Consider the following 11398-nt stretch of genomic DNA (forward strand, 5'->3'; position numbering starts at 1 on the left):
CCCGCCGCAACGGCGGCGGGTTGCGCCGCCTGCGTGGTGCGCAGGATGTCGAGGAAGGTCTCGATGAAATCGGCCTCCTCGAAGGTCGTTTTCTGCAGGTAGTCCCAGGCGTCCAGCGCCTTCATGATGCTGCGGTAGATGGCCGCCGGCATGGCCGAGACCACCAGCACCGGCGTGCCGTGGCGCAGCTTGTTGATGGCGTTGATCAGCGCCACGCCGGCATGGCGCTCGCGGCCGAGCTCGATGTCCAGCACCACCGCGTCGTAGTGCTCGCGCGCCAGGGCCGCCTCGGCCTCGTCGCGGGTGAACCACTGGTCGATCACGATGCCGCTGCGCGCACTGCGGATCCAGCCGGCCAGCTGGTTGCTGGTGGGCAGGTCGTCTTCGATCACGGCGATGCGGGTCATGGAGGGCTCGGGCTGAAAGTGGTCCTGCGCGGATTATCCCGGCCCCCTGCCGGCAGCGGTGTGAGTTTTTCTTCCGCGGCCGGAACGTTTGCACGGCCGGCGTGAACGCTTTGGTGGGGGCGCCGCATTGTTGCTTCCGGGGGGAATGCGAAGAATTGGACACCAATGCAGCACAGGAATCCGGCGCTGCAGAACAGCCACCCACCGAACCGAACTGAAGAGGGAAACACCATGAAAGCCACCTGGAACCGTATCGTCCGCGCCCTGCGCCGCACCCCTGCCTCCGCCCCTGCCGTGGAGCCCACCCTGGACGGCGTGCAGGACGACACCGCCGCGATCGCTCCCCTGGCTGCCTCCCGCCCCCTGGCCCTGCCATCGCCCCGGGCCATCGGCTGGCTCGTCGCCGGTACGGCGGTGGTGGCTGCCGGTGCCATGGTCTACAGGAATCCCCCGGTGCAGCACCTGGACCAGGGCGAACTCGGTGTGCGCGTGAACCAGGTCACCGGCTCGGTCAACCAGTGGCGCGACGGCAGCGTCTGGGTGCTGCCTGGCCTGCACAGCGTGCGCGTGTTCTCCCTGCGCGACCAGACCTACCGCCCCGAGCAGATGCGCCAGGCCAATGGCGGCGCACCGCTGCAGTCGGTCGAAGGCCTGTCCTTCGGCCTGGACCTGGGCGTGCGGTATGCGCTCGACCCCGCCAGCGTGGCCTCGCGTTCGGGCAGCCTGCCCGACAACATCGGTGCCGAGATCGTCGAGCCCGCCGTGCAGGGCCTGATCTACAAGGTGTTTGCCCGCTACACGGTGCGCGAGATCTTCTCGACCAAGCGCGCCGAGATCCAGCAGATCATCGAAACCGAGCTGCGCACCCGCCTGGCCGCCGACGGCGTGCTGCTGCGCCACGTGCAGATCGGCAAGGTGGACCTGCCCGCCGAATACCGCCGCGGCATGGACAGCCTGCTGGCCGAGGAACTGGCCTCCGAGAAGATGCGCTACACGCTGGAACTCAAGGACAAGCGCGTGAAGGAAACCGAGCTCGACGCCAGTGCCGACAAGGTGCGTCGCGAGGTGGCCGCCGAGGCCGCCGCGCGCGAGCAGGTGATCGCCGCCCGCGCCCAGGAAGAAGCCATGAAGCATGTGCTGCCCTTCAAGCAGCGCCAGATCGAGCAGCGCCAGCTCGAAGCCGAAGCCGAGAAGGTCTCGCGCATCAAGGCGGCCGAGGGCAGCGCCCAGGCGCGCCGCATCGAAGCCAACGGCGAAGCCGATGCGCGCCAGAAGTTGGCCGAGGCCGAGGCCTACCGCATGGACCGCATCGGCAAGGTCAACGCCGAGCAGATGGCGCGCGAGGGTGCCCTGGTCACGCGCCACCCGCTGCTGATCCAGAAGACGCTGGCCGACAAGCTCTCGGACAAGATCCAGGTCATCATCGCGCCCCCGCCGACCAATGGCGACTTCATTGGTGCCGCGCTGCTGGGCGGCAACCGCAATGCCCAGGCCGTGGCCGCACAAGCCAATGCCGACGACGCAGCCGCCGCCCAAGCCACGGAGCAATGAGCATGAACCGCACCACCCTCACCCTTGTCGCGGCCATTGCCTGTGCCGCCACCATGGTGGCCACCGCCGCCGTGCCCCCTGCGCCCCCAAGTGCCCTGGGCAGCGCCATCGTCGTGCAGGACCAGGCCGTGCTGCGCGCCGCACCGCGCGAATCGGCGCAGCAGCAGTCCGCGCTGTGGCAGGGCGAAGTGCTCGAAGTGCGCGGCGAGCGCCTCGATTACCTGCAGGTCTGGGACCACAAGCGCGAGCGCGGCGGCTTCATCCGCGCCAGTGAAGTGCGCCGTGTGGCGCTCGATGAAGCCGAAGGCCCGGCGCTGCTTTCGGTGCTGCGCTTCGTGCGCGACACCCCGGGTGCCGAAGCCCTGGGCATCGGCATCACCGCCGCCTACCTGCAGGCGGCCCCCGCCAGCGTGCTGGCCGGCGTGCAGGGCGCCCAGGCCTTCGACGCACTCGGCACGCTGGCCGACCGGCTGGCGCGCCGCGCCTCGGTCGCTGCGCCCGGCAAGGCCTCGGGCGCCACGCTGTCGGCGCACCTGGATGTCGCCAACGGCTACGGCGTGCGCTTCACGACCTACGAGGTCGAAGGCCGCATGCAGGTCTGCTACGACGGCGAGGCTTTCCGCCGCGTGCTGGCCATGCCCGTGGCCGATGCCGAGCAGCGCGCCCGCGCCGCCCTGGCCCTCACCCGCCCCGAGTGCGTGAACCCCGACCTGCCGCCGCACGAGCGGGCCCGTGTGCAGGCGTGGCAGTCCGAGGTGCTCGAACGCGTGGACGTGGCCGGCCTGCCCTCCTATGTGCGCAACCGCATCCAGATGCGCCGCGCCAGTGTGTGGAGTGCCCTGGCTTTCCAGCAGGCGCGCAAGGATGCCGCCGGTCCCGCAACGGCCGCCGCCGCATCGCGCGCCCTGGCCGAATTCGCCGGTGTCGCGAAGAACGACCTGCCCGACGAAGACCAGCCTGCGTACAACGATGCCGCCATGCGCGTGAGCGCCGTGCGCTGGGCCCTGGTCCCCACCAGCCTGCCCTCGGCCCAGGGCAACCGCCCGGGCATCGTGACCGAGCCCGGTGCGGCCGGCGAGACCTGCGTGCTGCTGGTGGATGCCCAGAAGGGTGTGAAGGCCCCGCTGGTGCGCCGCTGCACCTACGGCGTGGTCTGGGCCGCTTCGGCCAGCGTGAACCGCGAGGGCACGGCCGTGGCACTGGCGGTGCAGCCCCTGGAAGGCTGGCGCGAGCTGTGGGTGATGCGCAAGACGGCCGAGGGCTGGCTGGTCGACGTGCTGCCCCCGGCCGCCACCGCGCCCGAGACCGGCGTGGCCGAGTGGGCCGGCTGGGTGCCTGGCGGCCAGCAGATGCTGGTGGCGCGCGAGGCCCGCGGCCAGGGCCGCTACCGCCGCAGCTTCGAAATCGTGCGCCTGGAAGGCCTGGCCACCGAGCGTGTGACGGGTGATGTGGCCGCACTGCCCCTGTTCCAGCGCTGGCAGGATCCGGCGTGGAAGCGCCAGACCTTGAGCTTGAGGTGAGCGGGCCGCTTAAAATCCAGGCAGGCCGGGCACCACGCCCGGCTTTTTTCATCTGCCTTTCCGAGGAGCCCTTCGCATGTCTGCACCGTCCCCCTTGTCCGCCCTGTTGTCCCGCGTGGATGCCGCCATCGTGGACCTGGACGGCACCATGGTGGACACCCTCGGGGACTTTGCCGAGGCGCTCAACCGCATGCTGCGCGAGCTGGCCCTGCCGGCCATTGGTGCCCAGCACATCGAGCACATGGTGGGCAAGGGATCGGAGCATCTGCTGCGCTCAGTGCTGGCCCACGTGCTGGCATCGAAGGGCCAGGCTGTCGACGCGGCGCAGGTCGAGTCGCTGTACCCCGCGGCTTGGGCCAGCTACCAGAAGCACTACCTGGCCATCAACGGCCAGTACGCGCAGGTCTACCCCGGTGTGGTGGCGGGCCTGCAGGCGCTGCAGGCCGCGGGCTTGCGCCTGGCCTGCCTGACCAACAAGCCCACCGACTTTGCCGTGCCCCTGCTCCAGGCCAAGGGGCTCGATGGCTATTTTTCACAGGTCTTCGGTGGCGACAGCTTTGCGCGCAAGAAGCCCGATCCGCTGCCCCTGCTCAAGACCTGCGAGGCCCTGGGTACGGCACCCGCGCGCACGCTGATGCTGGGCGATTCGAGCAATGACGCGCAGGCCGCGCGCGCCGCCGGCTGCCCGGTGGTGCTGGTGACCTATGGCTACAACCACGGCCAGCCCGTACGGGCCGTGGATGCCGATGGCTTTGTGGACGCGCTAGCGGAGTTCGCTGCCGCCGCCTGAGCATGGCTCAGGCCGCGATGCGGCGCTGACCGTTCGCCGGCAGCAGGCGCGAGGCATTGCTGGCAGCGCGGGGCGCAGCAAGCGGCACAGCCTGCGCCCCATTGGCGTTGCCGGCGCCGAGGCGGAAAACGGCCACCGCATCCACCAGCTGCCCGGCCTGGGTCTTCAGGCTGTCGGCCGCCGCAGCGCTCTGCTCCACCAGTGCGGCGTTCTGCTGCGTGGCCCGGTCCATCTGCATGATGGCTTCGCCCACCTGGCCCACGCCCGAGCTCTGCTCGCTGCTGGCGGCGCTGATCTCGCCCATGATGTCGGTCACGCGGCGGATCGATGCCACGACCTCGTTCATGGTGGCACCGGCCCTGTCCACCAGGGCGCTGCCGCGCTCCACGCGTTCCACGCTGGTGCCGATCAGGCCCTTGATCTCCTTGGCGGCCTCGGCGCTGCGCTGGGCCAGATTGCGCACCTCGCTGGCCACCACGGCAAAGCCCCGGCCCTGCTCGCCGGCGCGGGCGGCTTCCACGGCCGCATTGAGTGCCAGGATATTGGTCTGGAAGGCGATGCCGTCGATCACGCTGATGATGTCGGCGATCTTCCTGCTGCTGTCGTTGATGCCCTTCATGGTGTCCACCACCTCGGCCACGACCTGGCCACCCTGGATGGCGACGGTCGATGCGCTCATCGCCAGCTGGTTCGCCTGGCGCGCGTTGTCGGCGTTCTGGCGCACGGTGGAGCCCAGTTCCTCCATCGAGGCGGCGGTCTCTTCGAGCGCGCTGGCCTGCTGCTCGGTGCGCGCCGACAGGTCGTTGTTGCCCGAGGCGATCTCGGCGCTGGCCGTGGCCACGCCCTCGGCGCTGTGGCGCACGTTGCCGACGATGGTGGCCAGGCGCGATTGCATGGCGGCCAGGGCCTGCAACAGCTGGCCGGTCTCGTCGTTGTGCGTGGTGGCGATGGGGTGGGTCAGGTCGCCATCGGCAATGCTTTCGGCGGCCTGCCGGCCCAGTTGCACCGGCCGCACGATGGAGCGCGTGACGGTGAAGGCCAGCAGAGCGCCCAGCGCCACGGCGATCAAGGTGCCCACGCCCAGCAGCACCTGGCTGGCCCGGGCCAGTGCCGCCGTGTCGCTTTGGCTCGCAGCCAGCTGCGTGGCCATGGCCGTGCGCAGGTCATCGAGGGATTTGAGGTACCGGTCCGCCAGGGGGCGCAGGTCCTTGTCCACCAGCGTGGGCACATTCGGCTCGCCACCGCGGTGCAGCTCGCGGATCTCGGCGAGCTTGTCGCCATAGGCCTTGCTGGCCGTGGCGATGGTGGCCAGTTGGGCGCGGTTCTTCTCGCCCTGCACCAGGCCTTCGATGCGCTTGACCTTGGCCTCGATGCCCTGGGCCGTGGCCTGCGTGTCGGCGGTGAGCTTTTCCATGTAGTCGCGGTCGATGGCCTTGAGGAAGGCCTCGGTGCGCACCCAGTTCAGCCGGATGTCGGCAGCCCAGTTCTCCACCAGGGTCTGCTGCTCGATCTCCTGCGTGGCCACGCGTTCGCTCGCGCTGTTCAGGCTGGCGATGCGCCACATGCCGGTGGCTGCAATGAGCGCCGTGATGAGCAGGATGGCGCCAAAGGACAGGCCCAGGCGCAGGCCGACGGAAAGGTTGCTTGGTTTCATGGTGTGCTCAGGCGCGCGAACGGTGGTGCAAGGTCAAAGGGCGAGGGGTTGCGGGCGGATCGCTGCTGGGCGCGGGTGGCGCAAAGAAGGCCCGGCCGCAGCGTGCTGCGGATGGCGGCACGTGCACGCGGCCGGGGCTTGGAACAGGTCTTGGAAGGTTACGCCTGCGGTTTGCAGGCGCGGTGTCTGCCGGGTGACACAAGCGGGTAGGTGCTTTCCCGGGAGGGGTTGCGCGATGGGGCTCAGCCGGGCTGCTTGCCCAGGAGCGCGTCCTTGAGCTTCCAGTCGGCCGGCGCATTGCCCAGCCAGATGCCTAGCAGGGCGTTGAAGAATTCGGGCTCCTTGAAGGGTTCGCCCTGGGGCTTGCCCTTGACGGTGATCACGGTGCCGGTGCCGGGAATCCAGTCGACCTGGAACTGGTCGCCCGCCATGAGCTTCTTGTGGTCCGAGAAGATCTGGCTCATGCGCATCACGCCGGGGATCAGCTTGGAGAAGGCCGCGCGGTCCATGTTGTCCTCCATGCCCCGCGAGAACAGCTTGCCCAGTTCGGTCGAGTCGATCTCGCGCAGCATGGTGATGCTCATGCGCTTGGGGCCCTTCTGGCTCGCCACTTCCTGCGGCGTGCCGGCCTTCTTCTCCAGGTACAGCCCGGCGGTATAGACCTTGAACACTGCCTTGTAGCGCACGCCCGCACCATTGAGCTGCAAGGTGCTGTCGGCCACCTGGGTGGTCTCCTCGTACTTCACGTTGGACACCGTGATGGGCTGGGCCAGGGCGGTTCCGGCCAGAAGGCATGCGGCGGCGAGTGCAGCGCATCGCACCAGGTTTCTCATGCTTGTCTCCTCAAAATAGAACGCTCGTTCGTTTCTAATTGTTGCAAGGCCGCGGTGCGGGCGCAACAGGGTTTTCGAGTGGTCCTTCATGGTGATTGCATGGCAAAAAACCGAAAGCTCCAAGACCTTTGCTACACTTTGGCCCATGTTCATTCACCACGTGTTCATCACAGGTTGCAGCGACCGGGGAGCCTGGCCCTGGCGTCAGCCTGTCCGCCTGAACGCCTGATGGCACCTGGGCAGTCCGCCCCAGCGTGCACCCGTGGCCCTTGTCAGGGCCGATTGAATGAACCGCAGCGCCCCCAATGCCCATTGGCGGGGATACGCGCTGTGACAGCTGGGAGCTCTCCCCGTGATCACTGAACTTGAATTCAAAAGCCTGGCCAGCGAAGGCTACAACCGCATTCCGCTCATGGCAGAGGCCTTTGCGGACCTGGAAACCCCGCTCTCGCTCTACCTGAAGCTGGCGCGCGCCAAGGAGGGCGGCAAGCACAGCTTCCTGCTCGAATCCGTGGTGGGCGGCGAGCGCTTCGGGCGCTACAGCTTCATCGGCCTGCCCGCGCGCACCCTGCTGCGTGCCAGCGGCTTTGGCGCCGCGGCGCGCACCGAGGTCGTCACCGATGGCCAGGTGGTCGAGACCGCCGAGGGCAACCCGCTCGACTTCGTCGCGGCCTACCAGAAGCGCTTCAAGGTCGCGCTGCGTCCCGGCCTGCCGCGCTTCTGTGGCGGCCTGGCCGGCTACTTTGGCTACGACGCCGTGCGCTACATCGAGAAGAAGCTCGAAAACTCCTGCCCGCCCGACACCCTGGGCTGCCCCGACATCCTGCTGCTGCAGTGCGAGGAGCTGGCGGTCATCGACAACCTCTCGGGCAAGCTCTACCTCATCGTCTACGCCGACCCCGCGACGCCCGAGGCCTATGCCAAGGCCAAGAAGCGCCTGCGCGAGCTCAAGGAGCAGCTCAAATACTCGGTGAGCGCCCCCGTGGTCAAGCCCACCGAGAGCCACCCGGCCCAGCGCGACTTCGCCAAGGCCGACTACCTGGCCGCCGTGGACCGGGCCAAGGAGCTGATCGCGGCCGGCGACTTCATGCAGGTGCAGGTGGGCCAGCGCATCCACAAGCGCTACACCGAAAGCCCGCTGTCGCTGTACCGCGCGCTGCGCTCGCTCAACCCCTCGCCGTACATGTATTTCTACGACTTCGGCGACTTCCACGTGGTGGGCGCCAGCCCCGAGATCCTGGTGCGCCAGGAGAGCACGCCGGACGGGCAGAAGATCACCATCCGCCCGCTGGCCGGCACCCGCCCGCGCGGTGCCACGCCCGAGAAGGACAAGGCCGCCGAGGTCGAACTCATCAACGACCCCAAGGAGCGCGCCGAGCACGTGATGCTGATCGACCTGGCGCGCAACGACATCGGCCGCATCGCCAAGACCGGCACCGTGAAGGTGACCGAGGCCTTCGCGGTGGAGCGCTACAGCCACGTGATGCACATCGTGAGCAACGTCGAAGGCATCCTGAACGACGGCATGACCGCCATCGACGTGCTCAAGGCCACCTTCCCGGCGGGCACGCTCACCGGCGCCCCCAAGGTGCATGCCATGGAGCTCATCGACCAGCTCGAACCCACCAAGCGCGGCCTGTACGGCGGCGCCTGCGGCTACCTGAGTTATGCGGGCGACATGGACGTGGCCATCGCCATTCGCACCGGCATCGTCAAGAACGGCACGCTCTACGTGCAGGCCGCGGCCGGCGTGGTGGCCGACTCGGTGCCCGAGCTCGAATGGAAGGAGACCGAGCACAAGGCCCGCGCGCTGCTGCGCGCCGCCGAGCTGGTCGAGGAGGGCCTGGAATGAGCCGTTCCATCGAGCAGGTGCAGCACTGCACCACCATGGCCGAGGTGCGCCGCCAGATCGACGCGCTCGACGACATCCTCGTGCCGCTGCTGGTGCAGCGCACGGGCTACATGACGCAGGCCGCGCGCATCAAGCAGGCCGACCACCAGGTGCGCGACGAGGCCCGCATACAGGCCATCGTGGACCGGGTGCGCGAGCGCGCCCTGGCCCAGGGCGGCCAGCCCGACGTCATGGAAACCATCTACCGCGGCATCATGGAAGCCTCCATTGCCCACGAACACCGCGAGTTCGCGCGCCTGCGCGCCGGGCACGCCAGCGAAGCGGGCGCACAGACCGCAGGGAGCGCAGCATGAAACTCTTGATGGTCGATAACTACGACAGCTTCACCTACAACATCGTGCAGTACTTCGGCGAGCTCGGTGCCGAGGTCGAGGTGCACCGCAACGACGAGATCACGGTCGACGAGATCGCGGCGCGCCTGGCCGCAGGCCAGCTCGACCGGCTGGTGATCTCGCCCGGACCCTGCTCGCCGGCCGAGGCCGGCATCTCGGTGGCCGCGATCCAGCACTTCGCGGGCCAGTTGCCCATCCTGGGCGTGTGCCTGGGCCACCAGGCCATCGGCGCGGCCTTCGGCGGCACCATCGTGCGTGCGCAGCAGCTCATGCACGGCAAGACCAGCGTCATCACCACCACACAGCAGGGTGTGTTCGCGGGCCTGCCCGCGCAGTTCACGGTCAACCGCTACCACTCGCTGTCCATCGAGCGCGCCAGCTGCCCCGAGGTGCTGGCCGTGACCGCCTGGACCGATGACGGCGAAATCATGGGCGTGCGCCACAAGACGCTGGACATCGAGGGCGTGCAGTTCCACCCCGAGAGCATCCTCACCGAACACGGCCACGCCATGCTCAGGAACTTCCTGGAGCCCCGGCCATGATCATCGAGACGCACCAACTGCTGATGTTCATCGCCGCCGGCTGGCTGCTCAACCTGACGCCGGGCCCTGACGTGCTCTATATCGTCTCGAACGCGCTGCGCTCGGGCGCGCGCGCGGGCATCGTGGCGGGCCTGGGTATCACGGCCGGCTGCTTCGTGCACATCTTCGCGGCCGCCGTGGGCGTGGGCGCGCTGCTGGCCGCATCGGCCACGGCCTTCACCGTGCTCAAGTGGGTGGGCGCGGCCTACCTGCTGTGGATGGGTGTGCGCATGCTGTTCGCCAAGGCCTCGGGCGACGGTGGCAGCGGTGCCGCCATCGCCGCGGCACAGGCCGCGCCCGCTGCGGCCGTGTCGCTGCGCAGCGTGTTCCTGGGCGGCTTCTGGACCAACGTGCTCAACCCCAAGGTGGCCATCTTCTTCCTGGCCTTCGTGCCGCAGTTCATCGCGCCGGGCACGGACAGCAAGGCGCTGGCCTTCGTGCTGCTCGGGGTGCTGTTCAACCTCAACGCCATTCCCGTCAACGTCGGCTGGGCCCTGGCCGCCGGCTGGATGGCGCGCCGCGTGGGCGCCGTGCAGCGCGGCATGCACTGGCTCGACCGTATCGCCGGGGCGATGTTCATCGGCTTCGGCCTCAAGCTGGCCTTCTCGGACCGGCCTGCTCCCTAAGAATCACCAGGAGACGGAGACACCATGTCCATCACCCCCCAGGAAGCGCTGCAGCGCACCATCGAACACCGCGAAATCTTCCACGACGAGATGCTGCACCTGATGCGCATGGTCATGAGCGGCGAGCTCTCGCCCGTCATGACCGCGGCCATCATCACCGGCCTGCGCGTGAAGAAGGAAACCATCGGCGAGATCACGGCCGCCGCGCAGGTCATGCGCGAGTTTTCCACCAAGGTCCACGTGCCCGACAGCACGCACCTGGTGGACATCGTGGGCACCGGCGGCGACGGGGCCAACACCTTCAACATCTCCACCTGCTCGATGTTCGTGGCCGCCGCCGCGGGCGCCAAGGTCAGCAAGCACGGTGGCCGTGGCGTGTCGAGCAAGAGCGGCAGCGCCGACGTGATGGAGGCCCTGGGCATCCACATCAACCTCACTCCCGAAGCGATTGCCCAATGCATCGCCGAGGTGGGCATCGGCTTCATGTTCGCGCCCAACCACCACCCGGCCATGAAGAACGTGGCGCCCGTGCGCCGCGAACTCGGCGTGCGCACCATCTTCAACATCCTGGGCCCGCTGACCAACCCGGCCGGCGCGCCCAACATCCTCATGGGCGTGTTCCACCCCGACCTGGTCGGTATCCAGGTGCGTGCCCTGCAGCGCCTGGGCGCCGAGCATGCGCTCGTGGTGTATGGCCGCGACGGCATGGACGAAGTGAGCCTGGGGGCTGCCACCCTGGTGGGTGAGTTGAAGAACGGCCAGATCACCGAGTACGAGGTGCATCCCGAGGACTTTGGCCTGTCCATGGCCAGCAACCGCGCGCTCAAGGTGGAAACCCCCGAGCAGTCGCGCGAGATGCTGATCGGCGTGCTCAAGGGCGAGCCCGGCGCCGCGCAGGACATCGTCTGCCTGAACGCGGGCGCCGCGCTGTACGCCGCCAACGTGGCCAGTTCCATTGCCGACGGCCTGCACAAGGCGCGTGCCGCGATCGCCTCGGGTGCTGCGCTGGCGCGCCTGGAGCAACTGGTGGCGCGCACGCACGCGCTGGCCGTGCCCGCCTGACCGCACGCACCGCCGGGCACCTGTCCGGCGGTTTTTTCCTTTCGCTTTTAGCATTGCCCACCATGTCCGACATCCTCAACAAGATCGTTGCCGTCAAGCACGAAGAAGTGGCAGGCGCCGCCAAACACAC

Annotated in this window: 11 protein-coding genes; 8 read left to right on the forward strand and 3 right to left on the reverse strand. The window is 68.6% G+C overall.

The annotated features are described in order from the left end of the window. Positions 1-407 (reverse strand): response regulator (locus PMI14_RS17890; RefSeq protein ID WP_007856668.1); only part of this gene is annotated, 407 nt, incomplete at its 3' end. 231 nt (positions 408-638) lie between these two features. Between PMI14_RS17890 and PMI14_RS17895 the strand changes: the two genes are divergently transcribed. From PMI14_RS17895 to PMI14_RS17905, 3 genes are all read left to right on the forward strand, one after another. Next, positions 639-1958 carry an SPFH domain-containing protein gene (locus PMI14_RS17895; RefSeq protein ID WP_007856669.1) on the forward strand — a complete coding sequence of 440 codons (1320 nt, stop codon included), beginning with the start codon at positions 639-641 and terminating at the stop codon, positions 1956-1958. 53 nt (positions 1959-2011) lie between these two features. Then, positions 2012-3478, forward strand: coding sequence for a hypothetical protein (locus PMI14_RS17900; RefSeq protein WP_052024428.1), 1467 nt, complete (start codon positions 2012-2014; stop codon positions 3476-3478). Positions 3479-3554: 76 nt separating this feature from the next. Then, a complete protein-coding gene (locus PMI14_RS17905; RefSeq protein ID WP_007856671.1) occupies positions 3555-4268 on the forward strand; it encodes a phosphoglycolate phosphatase in 714 nt (237 codons plus the stop codon). A 7-nt stretch (positions 4269-4275) separates the two neighbouring features. Here the strand turns inward: PMI14_RS17905 and PMI14_RS17910 are convergent, their stop codons facing one another. Beyond that, on the reverse strand, positions 4276-5922 hold the full coding sequence (locus PMI14_RS17910) for a methyl-accepting chemotaxis protein (protein ID WP_007856672.1): 1647 nt from the start codon (positions 5920-5922) through the stop codon (positions 4276-4278). 242 nt (positions 5923-6164) lie between these two features. Then, positions 6165-6755 (reverse strand): chalcone isomerase family protein, encoded by a 591-nt coding sequence (locus PMI14_RS17915; protein WP_007856673.1) that lies wholly within the window; start codon positions 6753-6755, stop codon positions 6165-6167. A gap of 352 nt (positions 6756-7107) precedes the next feature. Between PMI14_RS17915 and trpE the strand changes: the two genes are divergently transcribed. Genes trpE through trpD form a run of 5 tightly spaced genes read left to right on the forward strand, consistent with a single transcriptional unit; the run spans position 7108 to position 11268 of the window. Continuing rightward, positions 7108-8607 carry an anthranilate synthase component I gene (gene trpE, locus PMI14_RS17920; RefSeq protein ID WP_007856674.1) on the forward strand — a complete coding sequence of 500 codons (1500 nt, stop codon included), beginning with the start codon at positions 7108-7110 and terminating at the stop codon, positions 8605-8607. Continuing rightward, positions 8604-8960: a chorismate mutase gene (locus PMI14_RS17925; RefSeq protein ID WP_007856675.1), complete on the forward strand. Its 357-nt coding sequence runs from the start codon at positions 8604-8606 to the stop codon at positions 8958-8960. Before trpE ends, PMI14_RS17925 begins: the two co-directional genes overlap by 4 nt. After that, positions 8957-9541, forward strand: a complete 585-nt coding sequence (locus PMI14_RS17930; protein ID WP_007856676.1) for an aminodeoxychorismate/anthranilate synthase component II — start codon at positions 8957-8959, stop codon at positions 9539-9541. The genes PMI14_RS17925 and PMI14_RS17930 overlap by 4 nt, the downstream gene beginning before the upstream one ends. After that, positions 9538-10206, forward strand: coding sequence for a LysE family translocator (locus PMI14_RS17935; protein ID WP_007856677.1), 669 nt, complete (start codon positions 9538-9540; stop codon positions 10204-10206). Before PMI14_RS17930 ends, PMI14_RS17935 begins: the two co-directional genes overlap by 4 nt. 24 nt (positions 10207-10230) lie before the next feature. After that, complete coding sequence (gene trpD / locus PMI14_RS17940; protein ID WP_007856678.1) at positions 10231-11268, forward strand: anthranilate phosphoribosyltransferase; 1038 nt, start codon at positions 10231-10233, stop codon at positions 11266-11268. Positions 11269-11398: the final 130 nt, after the last annotated feature.

This window comes from Acidovorax sp. CF316, from assembly GCF_000276605.1.
GTDB lineage: Bacteria > Pseudomonadota > Gammaproteobacteria > Burkholderiales > Burkholderiaceae_C > Acidovorax.

Bases quoted from the DNA above. Each gene is read 5' to 3' on its own strand.
- PMI14_RS17915 (WP_007856673.1), bottom strand. From the start codon at position 6,755: ATGAGAAACCTGGTGCGATGCGCTGCACTCGCCGCCGCATGCCTTCTG.
- PMI14_RS17910 (WP_007856672.1), bottom strand. From the start codon at position 5,922: ATGAAACCAAGCAACCTTTCCGTCGGCCTGCGCCTGGGCCTGTCCTTT.
- PMI14_RS17925 (WP_007856675.1), top strand. From the start codon at position 8,604: ATGAGCCGTTCCATCGAGCAGGTGCAGCACTGCACCACCATGGCCGAG.
- PMI14_RS17900 (WP_052024428.1), top strand. From the start codon at position 2,012: ATGGTGGCCACCGCCGCCGTGCCCCCTGCGCCCCCAAGTGCCCTGGGC.
- PMI14_RS17935 (WP_007856677.1), top strand. From the start codon at position 9,538: ATGATCATCGAGACGCACCAACTGCTGATGTTCATCGCCGCCGGCTGG.
- PMI14_RS17905 (WP_007856671.1), top strand. From the start codon at position 3,555: ATGTCTGCACCGTCCCCCTTGTCCGCCCTGTTGTCCCGCGTGGATGCC.
- PMI14_RS17895 (WP_007856669.1), top strand. From the start codon at position 639: ATGAAAGCCACCTGGAACCGTATCGTCCGCGCCCTGCGCCGCACCCCT.
- trpD (WP_007856678.1), top strand. From the start codon at position 10,231: ATGTCCATCACCCCCCAGGAAGCGCTGCAGCGCACCATCGAACACCGC.
- PMI14_RS17930 (WP_007856676.1), top strand. From the start codon at position 8,957: ATGAAACTCTTGATGGTCGATAACTACGACAGCTTCACCTACAACATC.